Raw genomic sequence first — 21,874 nt, 5'->3', positions numbered from 1 at the left:
ATGCTGTTGAAGATTTCCTATGAGGACGGCAGCGGACGGGAGGTGATCCCGCTTTCGGCGAACGAGACCTATTTCGTCGGCGAAAGCAGTACGCTTACGCTGCCCGCTGGGGCGGGCGTCGTGCGCCTGCGCGGCAGCCATGTCTCCTCGCCGCAATTCGTGCTGCGCAAATCCGGCCAGGGCTGGTCGGTTCAACATCATGGCCGCAATCCGACGCGTGTCGACGATCAGCCGCTGCGGGCGGGCACGCCGGTCGCGGTCTCGGCCGGCATGTCGATCTGGGTGCCGAATGTCACCATCGAACTGGTGGAGCCGGCCGCCGCTCCTGAGGCCGTCACGCAGTTTCCCGATCAGGAGCGCGTGCTCGCCCTGCAGATGGAAATCCACGAGCGTCTGCTGAAGGACACGCAATACGACCGGCTGGTGAAATCCTCCGATTTCGGCCGCGAGGAGACGCGAGGCCGCATTCGTGAACGCCTCGACATGTTCATCAAGGAAGCGCTCGACGCCGCGCCGCAGGATCTCGTCGTCCTCGTCATCAGGAACGCCGTCTATCGGTGGCTGGCAAAACGCATCGCCCGCACGACGCGGCGCGACGCCTCGTCGAATGCGGCGGCCCTGATACGCGAGGAGCAGGACAACCGCCGCCTCTTCGATGTCGGCAAGGCTCTGATCTCGGCCCTGCAGCTCAAGCTCAACCTCGAATCCACCCGCTCGGATTTTGCCCAGCTCGACACGCGTTTCAGCGCCGCCTTCCAAGCCCGGCAAGCTCTCTTCAATGCCGGCGACCGCTATGAGATCGCCCATGCGCACCTGCGTTCCAACATCGAAGAGCTGATGTACCGGTGGGGCACGATCTCCGAGCTCATGGATCTCGACGTCATCTCGGAAATCATGGTGACGCGCTATGACGAGATCTATGTCGAGAAATTCGGCCTGCTGGAGCGCTATCCCTTCGCCTTCGCCAATGAGCGGCAGTTGATGAAGGTGATCGAGCGCATCGCCGTCGATTCCAACCGTTCGATCAACGAGAGCGAGGCGATGGCCGACTTCCGCATGCCGGATGGTTCGCGCGTCAACGCCGTCATTCCGCCGCTGGCGGTCAGGGGCGCCTGCCTCACCATCCGCAAATTTGGCGGCAAATCGCGGCTCAACATCAGCAAGCTGGTCACGGCAGGTGCGCTGAGCGAGCCGATGCGCGCCTTCCTGGAAGCCGCGGTGCGCGCCCGCAAGAACATCGTCGTCTCAGGCGGCACCGGCTCCGGCAAGACGACGCTCCTGAACAGCCTGTCGCAATTCATTCCGGTCGGCGAGCGCGTCGTCGCCGTCGAGGACACGTCCGAACTGCAGCTCGACGGCATCCATGTCGTCTACCTGCAATCGCGGCCGAAGACGGCGGAATCCGAGACCAGCGTCACCATCCGCGATCTCGTGCGCAATGCGCTGCGCATGCGCCCCGACCGCATCATCGTCGGCGAGTGCCGCGGTGCGGAGGCGATCGACATGCTGCAGGCGATGAACACCGGCCATGCCGGCTCGATGACGACGGCCCATGCCAACACGCCGCAGGACATGATGACCCGCCTGGAGGTGATGGTTTTGCAGGGCCAGAGCTCTCTGCCTGTCATGGCGATCCGCCAGCAAATCGTCGCCGCCGTCGAACTCGTCGTGCAGCTCAACCGCCTGGAAAGCGGCCGGCGCGCCGTGACCGAGATATCGGAAGTGATCGGCATCGATCCCGATACCGGCCTCGTCATCGTCGAGCCGATCTTCAATCTCGTCGGCCGGGCCGGCGGACAGGCGGTGCATGCCTTCACCGGCTACCTGCCGACCTTCGTCGCCGAGCTCGTCGAGTTCGGCGAAGACGGCGAAATCAAGAAACTCGATATGTTCGTCTGAGGGGGAAGCCATGGATATCAGCATTCTGCAGATCTTTACGGTGGCTCTCGGGGCGGTGACGGCGGGATTGCTCGTCTGGGGTGCGCCGGTGAGCTGGCCGGCACCGCTCTTGCGCGCGACCGAGCGCGACATCGCGCTCGCCAGCGAAGCCGCGCAGGTCTTCGGTCGCGATGCCGTGCCGCCCTACACGATGATCCTCGCCTATATCATCACGGCGGTCCTCGTCTTCATCGTGATCTCGCTGATCTTCGGGCCGATCTTCGGCCTCGTCATCGCGATCCCCGTCGCCTTCTTCCTGCCCAAGGCGATGATCCGCTATTTCCTGCAGCGCCGCTGGCTGCAGATCGAATCCCAGCTTCCTTATGCCGTCGACCAGATCGTCTCGGCGGTCCGCACCGGCAAGCCGCTCGCCGTCGCCGTCAATGCGGTGGCCGATACCGGCCAGATGCCAGCCTCGCGTGAATTCGAGCGCATCGCCCGCGAGCAGAAGCTCGGCATCGGCCTGGTCGAGGCGCTGGACCGCCACGGCCGTAACGTACCGAGCCTGCACTTCAAGATGGTCGACGCCGCGCTCGGCCTCTTTGCCCGCCAGGGCGGCGATATTTCCGAACCGCTGACCGAAATGTCGAAATCCTTCAAGGAAATCTGGAAGCTCGACCAGAAGATCACGACATCCTCGTCGCAGGCGCGCATGAATTTCCGCGTCGTCAATGGCGGTGCGCTGTTCATGATCCTGATGATCTTCTTCGGTCAGCCGGAACTGATCGACAAAGTGTTCGGCAATGCCATCGGCATCGTCATCGCGATCGTCGGCGCCATTCTCTACGCAACCGGCTTCTTCTGGATGCGCTCGATGATGAAGGTGTCGGTATGATGTCTCAGATACCTCTCGCCCCGATCGCCATCGCTCTTGCCGGCATCGCAGCCGCGCTCTTCGTCTGGTGGATCGGCGATCTGCTCGGCAGTATCCAGGTTGTGCGGCGCACCGCCGGCGGCGACGGCCCGCCGCCGAATATCGTCGACAGCATCGGCATGCGGACGCCCGTCGAATTCGTGCTGAGGCATTTCGAGCCGCTGCTGGCAGATTTCGGCGCGCAGCTCGAGCAGAAGCTGATTTATGGCGGCCGGCCCTTCGGCGGCGTGACGGGACGGGAATATATCGCGCTTCTCGTCGTCATGAGCATATTCGGCTTCGTCCTGCTCGGCTTGCTGTTCGGCATCGCGAGCGGCAGCGTCATAGGCGGGCTTGCGGCGGGCCTGATCCTCGGCTTCATCCCCGCCATCTATTTCTGGGTCGTCGCCGACGACAAGATGCAGGACCGCAAGGAGCGGATTTCGCGCGAATTTCCCTATTTCCTCGATCTCGTCGTCATGACGCAGCAGGCGCAGGCGACCTTGCCGGAAAGCCTGAGGCTCTATGCCGAGGCCGCGCCCGGCACTGTCATGACCGAGGAGATCGAGCAGACGCTGAAGGACGTGGCGCTCGGCACCGGCATGATCGAGGCGCTGCAGCGCCTGGAGGCCCGCATGACCGCGGAGGAAGTGGTGCGCGTCATCCGCGCCGTCATCCAGGGCGAAGTCGAGGGCAGCAACCGCGTCGAGCTGTTGCGCGAACATGCGCGCGACCTGCGCTTCCGCCGCTGGGAGAAGGCGGACAGGGCCAGTGAAAAGCTGAAAGCCAAGATCGTCATGCCGGCGATGATGATCGTCGTCGCGATCCTTCTCCTGGTGCTGGCGCCAGCAATTGTCGAGATGATGTCGAGTGGGATGTTCTGATCATGGTCTTTTCCTTATTTCGTGGAAACAAGCCAAGCCTTCTGCAGACCGGCCCCGGCGGCCAGAGCCGCAGCCATGTGCTCGACCGGCCGGAAATGTCGATCGGCCGGGCGGGCAATGCCGATATCGTCGTCGACGATCCTTTCCTGGCGCCGATTCATGCCCGCATCGAAAAACAGAGCGACGGCACCTTCATCATCCGCCGCATGGGGCTGAATCCGATCATGCTGCGCGGCGAGGCGCTGCTGCAGACGGCCTCGCTGAAAGCTGGCGACAGTTTCCGCCTCGGCAAGGATGTCGAATTCCAGTTTCTGGAGAAGGCGCCCGCCAAGGAGGCGCCGAAGAAGGAGGCCGCCAAGGCGAGCGACGGCAAGCCGAAAAAGCCGCTCTTCAAGCAGCCTGCCTTCCTCGCCGGCATCGGCCTCGCCTACCTCGCGATCGTCGGCATCGTCGGCTACGTGATCCTGTCCGACAGCGGCAGCACGGAGGGCGGCCCTACCGCCGAGCGCATTCACGCGGAAGCCGCCCGCATCCCGACATGCATCAAAAACGCGCGCCGCATGCGACAGGTCTCCGAAGCAAGCTTCAACGGCGCCGTCGGCGGCCGCGTCGGTCGGGATGGCGACGCCACCTACGCCGCCCTTTCGCTGGCATCCGAACCCGCTGACGATGCGGCTTTGGCAAAAGCCGCCGAACCGATCGTCGAGGCGTACAAGCGCACGGCGCTGGCCGCGCTCGCCTCGGAGAACCGTGGCAACAACACCCTGGCGCAGACCCTCTACCAGCAGACCTACGATCTCGTGCCCGACGTCAACTGCTCGGCCGCCCGCTTTGCGCTGCAGCGGCGGGCGGCAGTGAAGCCGCCGGCGCGGCGTTGACCGGCGATGTCACGCGCTTGCCGGAATGCGAGCGATGACCTTTATCTCAAAGTCGAAGCCGGAGAGCCAAGTTACGCCGAGGGCGGTCCAATTCGGATAGGGCGGCTTGCTGAAAACCTCCTGCTTGACCGCCATGATCGTTCCGAACTGGTTTTCAGGGTCGGTGTGGAAGCTGGTGACATCAACGATATCATCCAGCGTGCAGCCGGCTGCGCTGAGCGTCGCCTTCAGATTTTCAAAGGCCAGCCGCACCTGGCGTTCGAAGTCGGGCTCGGGTGTTCCATCGGGCCGGCTGCCGACCTGTCCCGATACAAACAGCAGGTCACCGGACCGGATGGCGGCGGAATAGCCATGCTCCTCGTAAAGGGCATGTCTGTTGGCGGGAAAGATTGCTTGGCGTTGGGGCATTGTGATCTCTCTTTGTTGGCGATGGCGGATGAGAGCGCGTTATGCTTCACAAGCTCGCCCTTCATTTGATATACGGTACGTATGCGAAATATTGACATACGCATCGTATGTCAAGTCCAGATACGTGCCGTATGTGAATTGGAGCTTAGAATGGCGAAAACACGCAGCGAGACGATGCAGGAAAACCGCGCCAAATTGATAGCTGCCGCGCGGAAGGCTTTTGCCGAAAAAGGGTACGCCTCGGCATCAATGGATGAGCTGACGGCCGACGCTGGGCTGACACGCGGGGCGCTCTACCACAACTTCGGAGACAAGCGCGGGCTGTTGGCGGCGGTGGTCGACCAGATCGATACCGAAATGGCGGCGCGCGCCAAGGAGATCGGCGCTCGGACTGACAATGTTTGGCAGGGCCTGCTCGCTGAAGGTGCAGCCTATATCGAGATGGCGCTCAATCCGGAGGTCCAGCGTATTGTTCTGCTCGACGGACCTGCAGTGTTGGGTGATCCCTCGCTATGGCCCAGCCAGAACAGTTGTCTGCAAGTGACTAAAGATGCTGTGGAGCGCCTTGTCGCGCAGGGCATCTTGAAGCCCGTCGACGCAGAGGCGGCCGCCCGATTGCTCAGCGGCGCGGCCCTCAATGCCGCTCTCTGGATCGCCGCGAGCGAAAACCCGCAAAGCGTGCTGCCGAAGGCGGTCGAGGCTTTTCAAGCCTTGGCGACAGGTCTGCTTATGGAGCGTTCGTCATCTGCATAAGGGCAAACTGATGCTCCAAACTGGGGCTCTTGCGAAATGCGTCACCGCAGCTCAGCCGTCACCCGGAAAATCCCGCCCGCTGAAGCATCCGAGCAGACGACGAAGGTTGAGCCTTCCTGCGCCATGAAGGCGACGTTGCCGCCGGCTTCGCAGGGGGTGGCGCTCCATTGCAGGATGATGTCGCCGTTGTCGGGCAGCTTTTCCGTCGGGATATTGACGGCACTCGCCATCCATTCCGTCGCCGACGGCAGATGGACGGGGGCGTTCAGCTGCTTCGACAGCCAGGCGGTGTAGTTCTGCGCCTCGGCAAGCGGCACGTCGTCGGCCGGCTGCTGCGGATTGTCGGCATAGGCCTGGGCGGCGGCGGGATCGGAGTTGGCGGTATAGTATTCCGCCATTTCCGCGCGGGTGACGGCCCGCGTCTGCATGCAGAAGGATTTTTCGACCTTCACGGCGCCATCGGCAACGCCGAGCATCCCGCCGAGCTCCTTCAGCGAGGAGGTCATCAGCCGGACATTCTCCAGCGAATAACTTCCGGCCGGAACGGTTTCGAAGGCAAGTTTCGGTGAAACCGGGCAGAAGCCCTTCGCCGACAGTGCTTCGAGATCGGCAAGGATCGGCTGATAACCCGCGATCGCCAGCTTATAGGCCTCCGCGGAGTAGTGGCCGTCGGCTTCGCCGAGCTTCGGCTGGATTGCGGCAAGCGTCGGATCGGCGGCGCCGGCGCGGGTCGAGATCGAGGTGTAGAGATCGGCGACCTTCTGCTTCAGCGCCGTCGCCTCGTCCTTCGCCGCCATGATATCGGCAATCAAGGCGTCGAACAGCTTGCTGGCGTCGCCATAACCCGCGGTGGCCGCCGGCGTCTGCCATTGCTCGGCCTTCGCCTTGGCGTCGGTCATCAGCCCGTTCGCCTTGGTGAACTCGGGGCCTTCGCCGGCGCCGATGCGGGCGGCGGTGTCACGCTTCGTAGCTGCGTCTTTCTCCGCGGAGGCCAGGGCGGTCAGCGCCTTGGCGAGGTCGTCGAAGGATGTCTTCGCCGTGTCGTAGCCGCCGACCGCCCCGTGCATCTGCTGGGCGCTGGCGCTCTCGGCGGCAGCCTGCATCTTCTTGTCGGCCTCGGCGAAAGCGGGGGCCCTTTCGCCGCCCGCGGCGGAGGCTGCGGCTTTCGATTTCTCGGCATTTTCCTTCGAAATGGCGATCAGCGCCTTGCCGAGGCTGATGGCGGCCTTCTGGTAGCCCGGCAGCGCCTGTTCATAGTCTTCGTCCTTCAGCAGGGCATCGGCCGAGGTCAGCGCCGAGGCGCCGGCGTCATAGGAAAGCTTCGCCTCGTCCCCGGAGGGACGCTCCGGCGCCTTGGCGGCGATCGCCTTTTCCCGGCGGCTTTCGGCCTCCTTCTTCCAGACGCCGACATCGGCGACGAGCTTCGGGTCCGGCGCCAGCAGCTTCGGGACAGTGACGATGCCCACGCCGATGCAGATCAGAAGCAGGGCTGCGACCATGGAAATCTTGGCGGGCGTCCACTTCTTCGGCTTCGGCGTCTCCGGCTGCTGGGTCATGCCGCCGCGCGGATCCCAGTTCATCGGCTGGATGCCCGTCGTCACGCGGGTATATTCGCCGAGCGCATCGGCGCCCATGCGCGGCCGCTGCGCCGGGTCGCGGCTCAGCATTCTTTCGACCAGACTGGCAAGCCCTTCGGGAAAGCCGGGGATCAGCACGTCGAGGCGCGGGAAGACATTCGAAGGATCGAGGTGAATGTTCTTCCAGCTCTGCTCGCGCTGGTGTTCATCCTCCCAGACCATGACGCTGTCGAAGACGCTGGCATAGGTCTGCCGCGGCAGGAAGAGCTTGTAGGCGATCATGCCCATCGCATAGATATCGAGCGCGGCGGAGGCGGAAAAGGTGCCGCTCGCATAAATCTCCGGCGCGCCGAATTCCGGCACATAGGGCGGGATGATGTGCTCGCCGATCTTCGAGATCAGGTGCAGATTGCCGATCCTGACCGAGAGGCCCGAATAATCCTCCGACACATAGATGCACTGGTCGGTCAGCGCATTGTGGGCGTAACCCGCGCCGTGCAGCGTCGCCAGACCTTCGAGGATATGGCGGCCGATTTCGACGGCGCGATCATGGGCGACCATTTCCACTTCGTCGAGATACTGGTGCAGCGTCTTCGACGGCCGCTTTTCGACGATGTAGAAATTGTCGTCTTCCGGGGACGGCGGGATGAGGTCCTCGATTTCGACGAAGCGCCGGGCGGTCAGCGATTTGGCCTCGTTGATGGAGGTCCAGACCCGCTCGAACCGGGCCTTGTCCAGTTTCAACGCCACGTCGGGCGTGACGATGAAGACCGCGTGGTCCATCCGCTTGTCCTGAGCGGGATAGACGATGAACTCGTTCTCATAGACCGGCTCGCCGATCGTGTAGCGGGCGATCAGATCACTTCTCATGCACGTGTCCCCCTGCGATCATCATGAAACCGAATTTTATTCACCTGCCAGAAGCGGATCGCCGATCAGGCCCGCGGCCAAGAGGAGGCCGCTCCTCGTATCCCGAAGCGCGAAGGCGAAACGGGCATCGGCCGTCACGCGCACCAGTTTCGGATCTATGCTTCGCTCGGTGACGACAGCCGTTGCCGCTGCCGCTTCCGTGCCGTTTTCGTCCACCTTGATCATGGTCTTCTGCAGGACGCGCGACAAGCTGATGTTTTCCTTGGTGAACCCTGGAAAAGCCGCGTCCTTGGCCTTTTCGGGCGCCAGTCCCATCGCATTGAGTATAGGCATCAAATCACGGCCGTCATTCAGCGAAAAGCGGGGGAGGAAGATTTCGCCCTTGGCGGCCTCGAATTTTTCGCCCTGAAGCCAGGAGGAGAGCACCTTCAGGTCGGAGGCATCGACGCCCTTGCCGGTGCGTGCCGCAATGACGACCATGCGATAGGTTTCGCCCGCATAGACGAGATCGACGGCGGCGAAATTGTCGTCGAAGCGGAATTTCTGCCCGTCGCCAGCAAGATGCATCATCGGCACCTGGATCGTCGAGCCATCGGGACGCCGGAAGGGCGCCGCCGGGCTTTCCTTTTCGAAGGCGGTTTTCCAGCGCGCCTTGAAGGAGAGCGCGCCGAGGCTGACGAAGCCGCCGCCGGGCGGCGATTCCAGGATGGCGGGAATGGCGCCGCGCGTCGTCTGGCTCACCCAGGCGTTGATGCGCTCGACGGATTTCGGTCCGTCCAGATCCTCGATCGAGGGCTTGATGTGGTGGTCGGCGAGCATGGAGAGGGCATCGGGCACGAGCACCAGCTTGTCGTCAAAAACGATCGCGGCGCCCGTCGCCAGCGGCGCGTCGGCGGCCGGCTTCTCAGGGTTCATCGCGTCGAGCACCTTCTCCGGTCCCTTCACCTCGGCTCCGAAGCCGAGGCCTTTGGCAATCGCCGCCTTGCCTTCCCCGGAGGCGCCGAGGGCCGCCAGGCCGAGGGCGGCGGTCAGGCTTGCCGGCGATACCATGATGTTCGCCGCCCCTTCCTTCGCCAGCGTGCGGTCGATGAGGTCGACGGCAAGCCCGGCCTGCGCGGCAAGGATCGCCTTGCTGTCGGCGGCCTCGCCTGCATGAGCGGCCGGGGCAAGCGCCATCAGCGAAGCGGCAAGACCCGCCAGAAGGATGGATTTCGACATGGCTCCCTCCTCTTCAACGGATACGATAGAATTTGGAATCGAACGACCATTTGCCCCGGGCGCCCGTCTCGTCGTCGCCGACGATCCTGAGACTTCGGGCAAGGTCGTAGACATAGTTGAAGGCGGCGCGCTGGCCGACGAGCGGTGTCGGCACATCGGGCAGGTCGAGCACTTCGATCGGCTTGTCGCTGAGAATGGCAACGACCATGCCGACGCCGGCCGGCCCCTCCACCTGATATTCGAAGCCGATATAGGGGTTGCGCGCATCCGGCACGACGACCGGCCTTGCCGGATCGAGCCGGTTGTCGCCGCCCTTGGCGTTCGGCTTCAGGCCCATCGAGCGCTTATTCGGATAAAGCTGCGTCAGTTTTCCCGCCGCGTCGATATCGACCAAAATGAGATAACCGGGTTTCTTCGTGGAGACGCGCATCGCCACCTTGTCACCGATGCTGACGGTGGTGCCGGGCAGCACGTCGACGGCAACACCCGCCTCGTTGTCGCTCTTCAATGTGTTCTCGACGGCGGCGACCGGCGTCTTCGCCTCTTCGCCGGTGACGACGTCGCGGCCGAGCGCATCCGGCAGGCCGTAGAATTGCGGCACCGGCGTGAAGCGGCAGTCCTCGGCATGCGCCCGGCAATATTCGTCGGATTTGCGCCGGACGTAGTCGAGAAGCGCCGCATTGCTGACATTCGGCTTGTCCGATGCGCGCGCTACGCCTTCCTGCACGCCTTCGATGAAGCGGCGGGTGAAGACGCCGAGCGGCGGCTTGGCTTCCTGATCGACGAGCGCCCACTGGCCTGAATTGACGGCCGACCAGACCATCGCCGATTCACCGCCAAAGGAGAATTTGGCTTCCTTGCCTGACTTGTTCGGGGGTTCGAGCCCGGCCAGCGCTGGGCCAAGGCACCGCACGGTTCCGTCGTTCGGCGCGGCCACCGCGCTGCGGCTGCCGGGGCCGACATGGCAGGCGTCGATCAGCAGCGTGACGCGGCGGTCCTTGAGGCTGTTCAGCCGCGCGGCGATTTCCGTTTCCCGGATCTGGTTGGTGACGGTCACCTTGCCGCCCTCGCGCACCAGCTTGGCATCGGCTGCGACGAGCGTCGGGCTGGTCGTTGCTTCCGCGCCCATTTCCTCCGACCCCTGGCCGCTGAAATAGAGAAAGACGCGGCTGCCGGATTGCGATTGGCGCACCAGCCAGTCGTCGATTTCGGCAAGGATCGCCTCACGTGTCGCCTTGCGGTTGGTCAGGACATGGACCTGCTCCGGACGGTAGCCGAGCGTCTTGACGAGGAAGATCTGCATGGCCTTCACGTCGCTGGCGGACCCGATCAGCTTCGCCTCGCGCATTTCGTAATCGTCGATGCCGATCAGCAGCGCGCGGTCGCCGGGCGAGCTCTGGATCGTCGGAGTCTCGACGACAGGGGGCTGGACGGCAGGTTCGTTTGTGACGGGCTTGTCAGCGGTGGGCGTTTTCGTCGTTCCGGCAGGCGTCGTATCGCCGGCGGGCGGGGCGGTGATGGTGAGGTTGGCCAGTTTCTCCCCGGATGGCTTCTTATTCGTGCCGGCGCCGGTGTTGGTAGACGCGACCTGCTCGTCGGCAACGGGTCCTTCGACATCGGGCACGTCGCCATCGGTCTTTGCGGCGATCCAGCCGCGGAAGGCGGCGACGCGGGTGTAGACGCCGTAATGTTCGGCCTCGGCGCAGCCCGCACCCCAGCTGACGACGCCGAGTTGGATCCATTTCTTGTCGGGACGCTGGGCGACTAGCGGACCGCCGCTGTCACCCTGGCAGGCATCCTTTCCGCCTTCGGCGTAGCCGGCGCAGACATTGCGCTCGTCGATAGGGTTCATCCGCATCGAGCTCTCGCGATAGGCGGCGCGGCAGTCCTCGCGCGAGACGATCGGCAGCTCGACTTCCTGCAGCTCGGTCGGCAGGTATTTGTCATCCCAGCCGTGATCGGCCTTGGTGTAACCCCAGCCGGTGACGACGGCCGTGTGGCCGGCGGTTTCCACGGCCTCGTCCGAGGCGGAGGCGAGGAGCGCAGGCTTCGAGACGGCGGGCTGGGCAAGCTTGATGAGGGCGATGTCGTTGGCGAAGACCTTGCGGTCGAAATCCTCGTGGATGATGACGTTTTCCACGGCAAGGCCCGGCTTGTCGGGCCCGTCGACTGATATCACCTTGTCGATCTTCGACTTGCCTTCGACGATCAGCAGATCGCGGGCGAAGAGATCCTGCTTGCCGGAACGGCCGCTGGTGACGCAATGGGCAGCTGTCAATATCCAGCGCGGCGCGATCAGCGAGCCGCCGCAATGGCCGCCGAAGCGACCGCGCTGTTCGGGATCGGGGGCCAGGATCTTCACCTGCCAGGGCCATTCACCCTTCCTTGCCGCCTGGCCGCCGATGACGCGCCCGCCATCCTCGCCGGCGAAATCCGTATCCTGCTGCGCAAGGACAGGAGAGGCCAGAAGCAGAAGGGCGGCCGCAACGTTGAGGATGCTGCTGATCGACGTGCTCATAGCTTGGCTCCGGCGGAGGTATAGAGGACGGTAAATCCGACGCGTGCGCCCTCGGGCAGCAACTCGCCGAGGCGTTTGGCGATATTGCCGGCGGTGCGGCGCCTGTCGTTCTGCTTCAGGAATTCCACGAGTTCGGGCATCGGCCTCTCAGCGGTGACGGCGACAAGCAGGTCCGTGCCGAAGGGGGCGACGACGGAGAGATCGAGATCGAAGGTCGCAGACATCTCGGCATCGGCGTCCCTTTCGCCGGGATAGAGGAACTGCACCGTTCCATCGCCGGTAATATCGAACAGCACGAGCTTGCGGCCTGTCAGTTCGGAAACCGTGACGCCGACGCGCTCGCCTTCGCGGTGAACGGTATCGGAGGGCATCACACGCACGGTCTGCGGACTTGTCTCGGAGAGCCGCTTCAGCGTGTCGAGCGCGGCCATCCGGTCGATGACGAAAGGCATGTCGCCGGCGCCGACGCCGGAGGCGACGACATCGCCACCGGCGATCGCCTCGCGCTTTTGCGGATCGAAAACCAGTTCGGCGTCCGCGCCATCCGCCAGCTTGAACGGCGTGATGGCAGGCTCGATTCCCTGCAGCACCGGCTCTGAGCCGAGAGCTGCAACCATGATCGGTGCCGGCTCGGCCAGCGGCGGAACGCTTGACTTTTCCGCCGCCGCCTGCGCCCCCGCCCCTTCGTAACTATAGACGACGGTGCGGTCGAGATCGCTTCCCGGCGGGCTTTCGGTAAAGACGTTTTGCCGCTGGTCGGTGAACTGATAGACCGACTGGCGGACATATTCGAAGAGTTCGCGGCGGCTGACGGCGGCGTCGCCGTTCCGGTCGGCGGCGCCTTCGAAGGCGCGGGCGGTCGCATAGCTCAGCGCACCGCGTTTGACGGGAATGCCGGGAATGGTGATCTCCGGTGATTTGGTGTTGTCGTCGACGGCGCCGAGAAAAGTCAGCCGCTGGTAGTCGAAGCCGGTGGAAAGTGCGTCCGCCGTGGTCGAAATCGGCGCAAGATCGTCTTCCTCGATCGTGTAGGACGGCGCCTGCCGCCAGGTGATCTCGGCGCCGCGCGGATCGACGTCGCGGGTCATGCCGCCGGCATGGCAGGTATCGGCGATGAAGAGCACATCGGCGCCCTTGGCTTCCAGCTTGTGGATCAGCACCTTGAATTCGTCGCCGAAGATGCGCTCGCGCGATCCCGGCAGGCGTGTGTCGAAACCGGCAAGCACATAGACCTCGTCGCGGCCGCTCGGCTTCGAGCCCTTGACCCTCTCCGGCTCGCTCGAGCCATGGCCGGCAATGCCGAGGACAACAAGATCGCCCTCCTCGGCCCGTTCAGTAACGGATGCGATCGCCCGGAAGATGCCCTTGCGATCGGCCGCGCCATTCTTCAGCACGGTCATGTCCTCGACGCCGACTGAGCGCAGCGACAGCGACAGATCCTCGGCATCGGCGACGGCGCCATGCAGCGGCGGGACGTTGCGGTAAAGGTCGATGCCGATCAGCACGGCCCTGACGGCGCCGCGTGAGGGAGCTTCGATCGTCCTCGCCAGGCCGCCGGTCGCCGTCATGGCAAGAAGAGCAAGTGCTGCGGCCATGGAACGGGATGCGGACATGGCCAAACCTCCCCTCGCCCGGCTACTCGCGGCGCCATTCGACGCGGCGGTTCAGCGCGTCGATATCGTCTTCGGTGAGGTTGGCGGTCGCGGTCACGTCCACCGGTTCGGAGGAGCCGCGGCCTTCCGCGTCGATCGTCGCGTCGATGCCGTTCTTCTTCAGAAAATCGGCGACGGCCTGGGCGCGGCGCTGGGAGAGCTTCTGGTTATATTCGTCGCCGCCGCGCCGGTCGGTATGGCCGATCAGGATGATGCGGCCGGGATTCTGCTCCTTCAACGCTTCCAGCAATTCCTGGGCAGCCTCCGTGCCGATCGAGGTGAAGGTCGACTTGTCGAAATCGAAGGTGATCGGGACCGGGATGGATACCGGCACGATGCCGCGCACATTCTCGGAATAGATGCCGCCGAGCACGCCGCTGCGGTGATCCTTCTCGGCCGGCACGAAGCTGCCCTCAGGATTGTCGCTCGTCGGATTGGCGGCAAGGATGCGGGCCTGGGCGGCGCGCTGGATGAGATCGGAGATCGTCTCTGCCGGTGGCGCCTTCGGCGTGCGGGTCTCGTTCTTGATGATTTCGATCGCCTGCTGGTAATCGGCGGCGGCATCGGCAAAGCGGCGTGCGGAGAAATAGATCTCGCCGAGCGTGGCGGAAGCCTGCCACAACACCTGCGGGCTGTCGGCGGCGACCAGCAGCGGCTCGTAATCGGCGACCGGCTTGTCGGCAGCCATCATTTCCTGGGCTGCGGCAAGCCGCAGCGCGGCGACGCGGCGCTGGGCGTTAATCTGGAACTGGCCGCAATCGGCGCTGACCGCAATCGCATCGGCTTCGGTCGCGGCGGCATTGATATCCTTGGCGGCGACGGCGGCGTTCAGCTTGTCGAGAAGCGCGTTGCAAACGGGCGTATCGGCATTGGCCACCTCGATCTCTTCGCCTTCGCCGGCGGCCTGCGGCTCAGCCGAGCGGCCGAGATTTATCTGCGGCATCTTGATGCCGAAACCGCCGGGAAGCTTGAATTGCGGCATCTTGATCTGCGGCATCGGCAGTTTCGGGATCTTCGTCTGGGATGACTGGGACGATTGATAGGATTGCGATGATTGCTTCGGCCTGTTGGACGTGCTGCCGGTGGCGGGCCCGATCAGCTCCAGCTCGTCGGCGGCAAGCTCCTGGCCGGGCGCCAGATTGGTGACGATCTTGTATTTCTTCGACGGCTGCGAGGTGGCCTGCTCGACAGGTTTCGGGGCCGGCTTCTTCGGCTTTTCGATCACCGGCTCCGGCTTCTTGGCCACGTCCTGCTTCACGACAGGCTTCGGCTTCGGCGCAGCCTTGGGTTTCGTCGGGGTAACGGGCGGCTTTGCAGCCTGTTCGACCGGCGCGGGTTTGGCCTCTGGGGCCGGTGCTGCGGCGACGGGCGGAACGGCACCCATGCTGTCGACCGTCGTCAGTGTCAGCGTCTTGCTGCTGATCTTCGTGCCGAGGCTGCGGGCTTCTTCCAGGCTACGGGAAACGGCTTCCATGCCGCCGTCGATCGAGCGGAACATGCCGCTGCCGCTGCCGCCGAGATCGGCGAAGATGGTGAGAGGCTTTGAGGAGTAGAAGACCTTGATCTGCTCCTGGCCGACGGGGCCGGAAACCTGGAGCCTAGCGCCGCTTGCGGGATCCGGCACCTGCACGCGCTTGCCGGCGGCGACGAGGGCATCGGTCTGATACTTGTTCGGGAAGAGCTTCACGACGGCGCCGTTCGGCGAGACGTTCAGCACCGTGACATAGGCGTTCTCGCTCGATTGGATGAAGAGGCCGACGACTTCACCGATGGCATATTTGGCCTCCGCGCGATCGAAGGTGATGCTGACGGGTCCGCTCTGGGCCGGCGCTTCGCTGAGTGTGCGTTCGTTCTGTGCTTCGACGGCGGGAACCATCGAAAAGAGCGAAAGACATGTGGCTGCGGCTAGGATGGCTTTACGGCTCAGCATCGGAACCTCCCCCTTCGAACAATCTCACACTGTGTTGAAGATGAGAATAGCACTGACCGGCGAAATTGGGATGGCTTAGCCCGTCTTGCTTGAGGGAGGGTTACAAATTATTTGGAGACTCGAAGAAACCGTCGCGGCAAAGACGTGAGCAAGACTCGGGATCGGCAATATATCGGCTGATATAGTCCTTCTGGACTTGGGATCGGTGCTTAGTTCTTCGGCTTCTGCCCAGCCGATTTCAAGATCGAGATCAGGTCGCTCATTCCCTCGGGCGAGGAATTGTAGAGCCAGAGAATATCCGGATTGTCGGCCGTGAATTCCTTGCCGGGGCCTGAGCCCATGGCGCGTCCCGGCGACGTCGCATCCGGCAGCTTTCCTTCGCCCGGCGTCAGCCCTTGGGCGCGTTCGTGTTCGGCGATGATCGCGACGGCGGCGGCAAAGGCTTTTTCGTCATGCTGACGCAGCGCGGCAAGCGAAGGGTTTCTCGTCGCAAGCGCATCCTCGACCGGCCCGGCAAAGCCGAGCTCAGGGAGCTGCAGCGCCAGCAGAAGGCCGATCGACAGGGTTATGAGCCGGGATTTCGTCATCGTCGTCAAATCCATCATCAACGTTTCACGATAGCGCAGGCAGCACGACAATAGGGAGAGGCCGGAAGGAAGGCAACGGCGATCGCCGCCAAACGATTGGGAGGGTGGAAATCGACTGGCCGCGGGCTCAGAGGATCTTCATTTGCTGCAGGCCGAGGCGAAGATTGCGCAGCATCTCGCCGAAGATTTCCTCGATCTTGCCGGTCGACCAGACGACCATGGTGCCATAGGGCGAGCGCTTGCGCTGCATGAATCCCGCCGTCTCGAAATCGATCAGCGTCTTGCGGCAGGTCTCGCTCGACATCACGGCGACGAGGAAACGGGCAAGGTTGGACTGGTCGATCGCGCCTGCCTTTTCCGCCCAGTTCTGGATCAACCGCGGCTTGGTGTCGGCGGTGAACATCGAAGCGAGCGCGCGGTCCTGCGAAAGGCCCAGGCGCTGCAGCTTGGCCGGATCGCGGGTGAGCGAAACCACATAATCATTGTGCAAATCGGCGAAGCGTTCGATATCTTCCGCCGTGTTGATGCCGAAGACCTTCATGGAATAGAGGAACTCTGCCATCAGGTAGGTCGGCTCCGAGCGCAGCTGGGCCAGGTGTTTCTCGTCCGTGCTGGCCGAGGCCGCACAGACGCGATCGGAGAAACCTATCCTCGCGGCGCGTACCTGCTCCAGCAGGCTGACATCGAGCGCGAGTTCGTCACCGTTCCAGTCCAGCATGAGCATTCCCTGGCAGCAAAACTTTGAGATCCTGATCTTGTACTATCGCAGGCGCAGATCTCCAAATCGTTTGGAAAGCAACGGCTTGCTGAGGAGGCGCATCTATCCTAACATTTTAAAGACTTGACGGTCTTTCGGGGGTCGAGGCAATGCGTAGTTTCGGGTCGCATATTCTGCTTGCCGCAGCACTCGCGGTCGCCTCGCCAGGTTTTGCCAAAGACACTGTGATGATCGAGCTTCGCAGCGGCGATGGCGCCCGCTCGGTCGGCATCATTTCCGCCAGCGAGGAAGTGGAGGCATCCGGGCCGGCGGCGATCACCGTTGGCGACGATGGCACGATCTATATCCTCGATCAGAACAATGGCCGCGTGCTCGCCATCCATGCCGAGCGCTCGCAGGCCGATCCCGAGATCCTGCCGCTGCCGGAGAATGCCGCGCCGGAGGATCTCGCCGTCGTCCATAACGAACTCTACCTCTGGTCGGATGGCGTCGTGCCGCTTCAGCGCTCCACCACTGCCGACGGCCGGTCGCAGACACTGCGCGCCGTCGACGGCGGCGATGCCGACGACTATACGCGCTCGGTCTTCGCCTCGATGGGCTCGGTGCCGCCAGGCCCTTTGAACAGCATTATCGACGAGATCGGCCGCAGCACCAGCCGGCCCGAGGCCCGGCCGCCGATTATTCAATATGTGCCGAGCCGTGGGCTCGGTGATATCGTCGCGGAGGTCTCGGCTGCAAACGACAAGGCGGAAATCCTGCTTCGGCGCAGCAGCTCGGAGGAGAATTTCCTCTCGCTGCAGCTCGCCTCCGAAGGGCGGATCGGCACGGTCGAGCTTCTCGACATCGATACGACGGGCAGGCCCTATGCGCTGGTCGAACTCGTGCCCGCCGACCGGCCGGAACGCACCGGCATGCTGGTGGTGCGCTTTACGCCGAACGGGGTGATGGACCGGATCTACGACCTGCCGATCGAACCCGGCACAGTGTTTTCACGGCGTTTCGTCGCGATCGGCCCGCGCGGCGACGTGCTCTTTCTTCGTTCGCAGGAAAGCCGGGCGCAGGTGCTGAGGCTTGACGGCCGCGATCCCGGCCGCAAGCTCGCCGTCGCCAGGCCCGCCAAACCGCTGAATACCGGCAAGCCCGGCAAGACGCAGAAGGTGGCGATCGTGCCGAAATCGCGGGGCGACGTCATCGAGCGCGCCATCGGCTTCGAAACGCTGAACTGGTTGGTGACGCCGGCCGCCTACGGCCGGGATCCCGGGCCGGGCTGCGCCAACATGAACCGGCTGCGCCGCCCGATCTACCTGATCGGCAAACGCGGCCAGACCGTGAAAGGCGTCCCTTACTGCTGGGGCTGCAAGACGCCGCTCGAGGCTTTCGTGAGCGGCGTGGAAAAAGGCCAGACCGCCGGCAATGTCTGCACCAAGAGCGCGCCGCAAACCAACATCCTCGGCGTCGATTGCTCCGGCTTCGTCAGCGACGCCTGGGGGCTGAAGATGCATGTATCGACCCGCGCCATTCCGGGGATTACCAAGCGCCTCTCCGACCCCTGGTCTCTGCGGCCGGGCGACGCGCTGAACAAGCCTGGCTCGCATGTCCTGCTGTTCATGCGCTTCACCGACGACAAGAAGGTGGAAGTGATGGAAGCCTCGCCGAACGCCTGCAAGGGCCGCGTCTGCCGCAACACCTATTCGCTCGGCAATCTTCTGATGCGCGGCTACCAGCCGGTACGCTTCAGGGGGTTAGACGGTTGAACGACCGGGCGGCTTCGATGCGCTGGTCTTAAGGTCAGGCGCAGTAAGCGCTACGCCCAGTACGGGATCTCTCGATCAGATTGCCAGCTGAACATCTTGCGGGACGAAATCCGGAAGTCCGATCGAAGGCTGCGTCTTTGCAGCGTCGAGCGAAAGCGCCGCGACTGCAGCGCCTGCCGCTGGTGAAGCCAGGGAAAGCTCATCCGGTATCGAAATCATTCTGATATCGAGCTTGGCGTAGTCCACAGCGTAATATCCGGTTGCACCTCGAGACACGACATCCGGCCTGATCAGTAAAAGATCCTGCGCCATTGTGCCGACAAAGAGCGGGCCGCCCCAGATGTAGCGGAATGCATAGATCGGAATGCCGGCAGGAGAAGCGCCGACGCGACGAATATCCGTCTTCAGACGCCGGTCGGACCAACCGGGATCGCCGCCACCGGTATCGCCGCCGTCATTGCCGCCGGAATTGCCGCCGCCCATCCCGGACGAACTGCTTGAGCCGCCGGAACTCCTGTCCGAACGAGCAAAAGTCGACTCCCGGTCGTGGCTTTTTGCGGCGACCTTTTTCGCGGTCGGAGTCTTGTTGTGCGCCGGCTGCGCCTGCTCCTGATCGGCGAAGAGGGTCTTGCCGCCGGGGTCAAAGACGCAGCCCTGCAATATGATGCCGGAGCCGGCGATGAAGGTCGAGCAGAGCAGTACACGGATGAAGACTTTGCTGGTCATGTTAGGCGCCCCCGGGATCACCGTTTTAGAAAAGATCATATCGCGGATTTCGCTTTGCCCACGTCGCCTTCGCAAGAAGCGTCAGCCTCTCGTTGAGTGACTGCGTCTTCGGCAGAGCCTTCAGTTCCTGTGCAGTCAATTCCGTCGAAAACGCCTCTGCGGCCTTCTTTTTGGCAGAGTCCGCCAAGGATGCGAGCTCTCTCTCCGCCTGCTTTTTGGGATCGCCGGTTCCCGGCCTGTTGAGTGCGCTTGCAAGAGCGAAATAGTGGGCCGCTGTCGCTAAGCTTTCCGCATCCGAGCCGTCGGCCTTGGCTATCTTGGCCCGCTCGAACGCGCTCCAATAATCGCCGCGCTCGGCGCCCATTTCCAGCCAGGAGAGGGCTGCAGCCTCGTCTTTAGGCACCCCTAGCCCGTCTCTGTACATAAGGCCGATGTTCCGCGGGGCATAAGGCTGGCCGCCGTCTGCTGCCTTTTTGAAAAGCTCCAGCGCCTTCTTAAGGTCCTGCGGCACGCCTTTGCCGGCGCGATAAATCATCCCGAGGCTGTTCATCGAATAGATGTCGTCTCTCTTGAGGCCTGACTCATAAAAGCGGATGCCGCGTTCCATGTCCGATGAGACATTGACGCCGTTCGAGAAGATGTAGCCAAGTTCGTTCATTGCATAGGTGTGGCCGAGGTCGGCTGCCTGGAGCATAAGCTTCAGGCCTTCCTGGGTGTTGGCTTTCACACCACGGCCATAAAAGAGATTTTTGCCATAGGCGTAGAGCGCGTAGGGGTCACCCTTCTTTGCGCCCATGGCCGCCATCTGGCTCGATTTGTCGAGGCTCGCCTGAACGGATCCGCCGACCAGATAGAGCGCAGAGAGTTCCGAAATCGCCCTGACATGCCCGGCATCCATCGCCTTCTTGATCGTTGAAAAGGCCATCTTCGTCTCGCGGTTGGCGAGCTGGGCGCGGCCGAGCTGATAGACGAAGCGCGCGACCTCGGGATAGGTCTTCATCGCCTCCGTGCAGGCAGGTACGGCCACGCTTGGATCGATCTCGTTCGGCAGTTTGCCCGCGGTGACGCCTTGCAGGTCGAGCGGCGCTGCGGCTGCGCTATCGCAGGCGTCGAGTGCCGGCTTGAAGGTGACGGTCGCGGGCGGCAGGTTGTCGTTGGCGGCCTGCAGCGTCACGGCGAAGGTCTGGTTTTCCGTGCCGATCTGCGGCTCGTAGGAAAGCGCCGGAACATCCGCTGCCTCAAGCACATGGCCGAGCCCGATCACCCGGTCTCCGGCGCGCAGCGTGCCTTTGTCGGGAAGGGCTGCGACCTTGAAGGTCATTTCCGCGGCCGAGGCCGGCACTTCAGGCAGGTTCGCCTTGACGGGACCGACGCCGATCGTCGTATCGATGTCACGCGGCAGTTCTTTCAGATAGGCGCCGGCATCGGCAAGCCGTGTCTGCTTCTCCTGTTCGAGCTGTGCGAGCTTGGCGCCGGCATCGGCCGAGACGGTGATTGCCACCACACCCTGCGTCGCCTGGCCGTAAGGGTCGCTAACGGTATAACCGATCAGGCCGACGGTGCCGGCGGCGACGCCTGATGAATCATAGGTCAGTGCCGTCAGCGCCGCGGCGGGAAGCTTCGCGCCCTGCTCGACCGGCTTGCCGTCGAAGCTGAGCTTGCCGGTTTGGGGAAGCTGGTTGATCGTGACGAGCAGTGCCGAGCCGGTCTCGTCATGCGGCGGCGCGATCATCAGCTGCGTGGCGGCGGCGCCCTCCGGCACGCTCGCCTGCTGCATCGTCTCGACGCTCGGCGGCGGCGGCGCCGGAATGAAATAGAAGCTGTCCATCAAGGAGGAGTTTTCCCAGGGCACCTGCTTGCCGTTGGTCATGGCGATGACATCGCGGCGCACATCGGTCAGCACCTGACGGATTTCCTTGTTGGGCTCGCTGGCGCGCTTGATGAAGGATTCGGAATAGGGGCTGAGCGCGCCCTCGCCGTCGAGCGCCACCTGTCCCGGTTCGGTCGAAAAGGCGATGAGGCTGCCGAGATCGCTGTCGATGCGCGCAAGACCGCGTGTGGCGCCGACCGGTTCCAGCTTTTCGGCCATCCAGAATTTCTGCGCGTTGAACGGATTGTTGCGGCAGGCATCGAGGAAGATCAGCTGCACCCGCGAATTCTGCTTGAGGTGGTTCAGAATGAGGTCGAGCGGCATGGTCTGCGTCTCGACGTCATAGGGTGTCTCCAGGGTGGCATCGATCGGCACGATGAAATTCTGCCCGCCCACCTGGATGCCGTGGCCCGAATAGTAGATGAGGCCGGCCTCGGCATTGCTGGTCGAGCGCAGGAAGCGGCGCACCGTGTCTTCGAGCCCGATACGGTCGACATTGACGCCGATCGTCACGTCGAAACCGGCCGCGCGCAGCGTATTGGCGACCTCTTCGACATCATTGGCGGGATTCGGAAGCGAGGGCAGCGTCCTATAGACTGAGTTGCCGATCACGAGGGCGACGCGCCGGCCGCTCTCCTCGGTGACGGCGCCATGCGCGATGCCAACTGACAGCAGTATTGCCGCAGCCGTCAGCAGATAAGCGCACAGTCTCTTGACGTCGTGAAACTTCGGCATGGCGC

At 63.5% G+C, this 21,874-nt stretch carries 16 protein-coding genes; 6 read left to right on the top strand and 10 right to left on the bottom strand.

Features of this window, described 5'->3' with window-relative positions:
- Genes ATY77_RS28660 through ATY77_RS28645 form a run of 4 tightly spaced genes read left to right on the top strand, consistent with a single transcriptional unit; the run spans nt 1 to nt 4,553 of the window.
- Complete coding sequence (locus ATY77_RS28660) at nt 1–1,899, top strand: ATPase, T2SS/T4P/T4SS family (RefSeq protein ID WP_088689866.1); 1,899 nt, start codon at nt 1–3, stop codon at nt 1,897–1,899.
- Between the two features lie 10 nt (nt 1,900–1,909).
- Nucleotides 1,910–2,773 (top strand): type II secretion system F family protein, encoded by an 864-nt coding sequence (locus ATY77_RS28655; RefSeq protein WP_088689865.1) that lies wholly within the window; start codon nt 1,910–1,912, stop codon nt 2,771–2,773.
- Nucleotides 2,770–3,675 (top strand): type II secretion system F family protein, encoded by a 906-nt coding sequence (locus ATY77_RS28650; protein ID WP_088689864.1) that lies wholly within the window; start codon nt 2,770–2,772, stop codon nt 3,673–3,675. The genes ATY77_RS28655 and ATY77_RS28650 overlap by 4 nt, the downstream gene beginning before the upstream one ends.
- Before the next feature lie 2 nt (nt 3,676–3,677).
- The gene (locus tag ATY77_RS28645; protein WP_088689863.1) at nt 3,678–4,553 is read left to right on the top strand and encodes an FHA domain-containing protein; all 876 of its coding nucleotides are present in this window, start codon (nt 3,678–3,680) and stop codon (nt 4,551–4,553) included.
- Nucleotides 4,554–4,562: 9 nt separating this feature from the next.
- On the opposite strand, the gene ATY77_RS28640 is transcribed toward ATY77_RS28645, so the two are convergent.
- Nucleotides 4,563–4,961, bottom strand: a complete 399-nt coding sequence (locus ATY77_RS28640; protein ID WP_088689862.1) for a RidA family protein — start codon at nt 4,959–4,961, stop codon at nt 4,563–4,565.
- 150 nt (nt 4,962–5,111) lie between these two features.
- Between ATY77_RS28640 and ATY77_RS28635 the strand changes: the two genes are divergently transcribed.
- A complete protein-coding gene (locus ATY77_RS28635) occupies nt 5,112–5,714 on the top strand; it encodes a TetR/AcrR family transcriptional regulator (RefSeq protein ID WP_088689861.1) in 603 nt (200 codons plus the stop codon).
- A gap of 41 nt (nt 5,715–5,755) precedes the next feature.
- Here ATY77_RS28635 and ATY77_RS28630 read toward each other — a convergent pair whose 3' ends face one another.
- The 7 genes from ATY77_RS28630 to ATY77_RS28600 all read right to left on the bottom strand — a co-directional run bounded on the left by ATY77_RS28630 (nt 5,756) and on the right by ATY77_RS28600 (nt 16,784).
- Nucleotides 5,756–8,161, bottom strand: a complete 2,406-nt coding sequence (locus ATY77_RS28630; protein ID WP_088689860.1) for a serine/threonine protein kinase — start codon at nt 8,159–8,161, stop codon at nt 5,756–5,758.
- Nucleotides 8,162–8,197: 36 nt separating this feature from the next.
- Nucleotides 8,198–9,379: a serpin family protein gene (locus tag ATY77_RS28625; protein ID WP_088689859.1), complete on the bottom strand. Its 1,182-nt coding sequence runs from the start codon at nt 9,377–9,379 to the stop codon at nt 8,198–8,200.
- Between the two features lie 13 nt (nt 9,380–9,392).
- Nucleotides 9,393–11,897, bottom strand: a complete 2,505-nt coding sequence (locus ATY77_RS28620) for a trypsin-like serine protease (protein ID WP_088689858.1) — start codon at nt 11,895–11,897, stop codon at nt 9,393–9,395.
- Nucleotides 11,894–13,510, bottom strand: coding sequence for a caspase family protein (locus ATY77_RS28615; protein ID WP_088689857.1), 1,617 nt, complete (start codon nt 13,508–13,510; stop codon nt 11,894–11,896). The genes ATY77_RS28620 and ATY77_RS28615 overlap by 4 nt, the downstream gene beginning before the upstream one ends.
- A gap of 22 nt (nt 13,511–13,532) precedes the next feature.
- Nucleotides 13,533–15,479, bottom strand: coding sequence for a DUF4384 domain-containing protein (locus ATY77_RS28610; protein WP_088689856.1), 1,947 nt, complete (start codon nt 15,477–15,479; stop codon nt 13,533–13,535).
- Nucleotides 15,480–15,688: 209 nt separating this feature from the next.
- Nucleotides 15,689–16,066 (bottom strand): hypothetical protein, encoded by a 378-nt coding sequence (locus tag ATY77_RS28605; protein WP_088689987.1) that lies wholly within the window; start codon nt 16,064–16,066, stop codon nt 15,689–15,691.
- Between the two features lie 127 nt (nt 16,067–16,193).
- Nucleotides 16,194–16,784, bottom strand: coding sequence for a hypothetical protein (locus tag ATY77_RS28600; protein WP_088675042.1), 591 nt, complete (start codon nt 16,782–16,784; stop codon nt 16,194–16,196).
- A gap of 149 nt (nt 16,785–16,933) precedes the next feature.
- Between ATY77_RS28600 and ATY77_RS28595 the strand changes: the two genes are divergently transcribed.
- Nucleotides 16,934–18,538 (top strand): hypothetical protein, encoded by a 1,605-nt coding sequence (locus ATY77_RS28595; protein WP_088689855.1) that lies wholly within the window; start codon nt 16,934–16,936, stop codon nt 18,536–18,538.
- A gap of 75 nt (nt 18,539–18,613) precedes the next feature.
- Here ATY77_RS28595 and ATY77_RS33020 read toward each other — a convergent pair whose 3' ends face one another.
- Nucleotides 18,614–19,264, bottom strand: coding sequence for a tail fiber domain-containing protein (locus ATY77_RS33020; RefSeq protein ID WP_190237710.1), 651 nt, complete (start codon nt 19,262–19,264; stop codon nt 18,614–18,616).
- 25 nt (nt 19,265–19,289) lie between these two features.
- The gene (locus tag ATY77_RS28580; RefSeq protein ID WP_088689854.1) at nt 19,290–21,869 is read right to left on the bottom strand and encodes a caspase family protein; all 2,580 of its coding nucleotides are present in this window, start codon (nt 21,867–21,869) and stop codon (nt 19,290–19,292) included.
- Between the last annotated feature and the right edge of the window lie 5 nt (nt 21,870–21,874).

Source organism: Rhizobium sp. R634 (genome assembly GCF_002211305.1).
GTDB lineage: Bacteria > Pseudomonadota > Alphaproteobacteria > Rhizobiales > Rhizobiaceae > Rhizobium.
This window is presented reverse-complemented; position numbering and strand designations above follow the sequence as displayed.

Excerpts from the sequence above, each read along its gene's own strand:
- ATY77_RS28660 (WP_088689866.1), top strand. The coding sequence starts at position 1 with ATGCTGTTGAAGATTTCCTATGAGGACGGCAGCGGACGGGAGGTGATC.
- ATY77_RS28655 (WP_088689865.1), top strand. The coding sequence starts at position 1,910 with ATGGATATCAGCATTCTGCAGATCTTTACGGTGGCTCTCGGGGCGGTG.
- ATY77_RS28650 (WP_088689864.1), top strand. The coding sequence starts at position 2,770 with ATGATGTCTCAGATACCTCTCGCCCCGATCGCCATCGCTCTTGCCGGC.
- ATY77_RS28645 (WP_088689863.1), top strand. The coding sequence starts at position 3,678 with ATGGTCTTTTCCTTATTTCGTGGAAACAAGCCAAGCCTTCTGCAGACC.
- ATY77_RS28640 (WP_088689862.1), bottom strand. The coding sequence starts at position 4,961 with ATGCCCCAACGCCAAGCAATCTTTCCCGCCAACAGACATGCCCTTTAC.
- ATY77_RS28635 (WP_088689861.1), top strand. The coding sequence starts at position 5,112 with ATGGCGAAAACACGCAGCGAGACGATGCAGGAAAACCGCGCCAAATTG.
- ATY77_RS28630 (WP_088689860.1), bottom strand. The coding sequence starts at position 8,161 with ATGAGAAGTGATCTGATCGCCCGCTACACGATCGGCGAGCCGGTCTAT.
- ATY77_RS28625 (WP_088689859.1), bottom strand. The coding sequence starts at position 9,379 with ATGTCGAAATCCATCCTTCTGGCGGGTCTTGCCGCTTCGCTGATGGCG.
- ATY77_RS28620 (WP_088689858.1), bottom strand. The coding sequence starts at position 11,897 with ATGAGCACGTCGATCAGCAGCATCCTCAACGTTGCGGCCGCCCTTCTG.
- ATY77_RS28615 (WP_088689857.1), bottom strand. The coding sequence starts at position 13,510 with ATGTCCGCATCCCGTTCCATGGCCGCAGCACTTGCTCTTCTTGCCATG.
- ATY77_RS28610 (WP_088689856.1), bottom strand. The coding sequence starts at position 15,479 with ATGCTGAGCCGTAAAGCCATCCTAGCCGCAGCCACATGTCTTTCGCTC.
- ATY77_RS28605 (WP_088689987.1), bottom strand. The coding sequence starts at position 16,066 with ATGACGAAATCCCGGCTCATAACCCTGTCGATCGGCCTTCTGCTGGCG.
- ATY77_RS28600 (WP_088675042.1), bottom strand. The coding sequence starts at position 16,784 with ATGCTGGACTGGAACGGTGACGAACTCGCGCTCGATGTCAGCCTGCTG.
- ATY77_RS28595 (WP_088689855.1), top strand. The coding sequence starts at position 16,934 with ATGCGTAGTTTCGGGTCGCATATTCTGCTTGCCGCAGCACTCGCGGTC.
- ATY77_RS33020 (WP_190237710.1), bottom strand. The coding sequence starts at position 19,264 with ATGACCAGCAAAGTCTTCATCCGTGTACTGCTCTGCTCGACCTTCATC.
- ATY77_RS28580 (WP_088689854.1), bottom strand. The coding sequence starts at position 21,869 with ATGCCGAAGTTTCACGACGTCAAGAGACTGTGCGCTTATCTGCTGACG.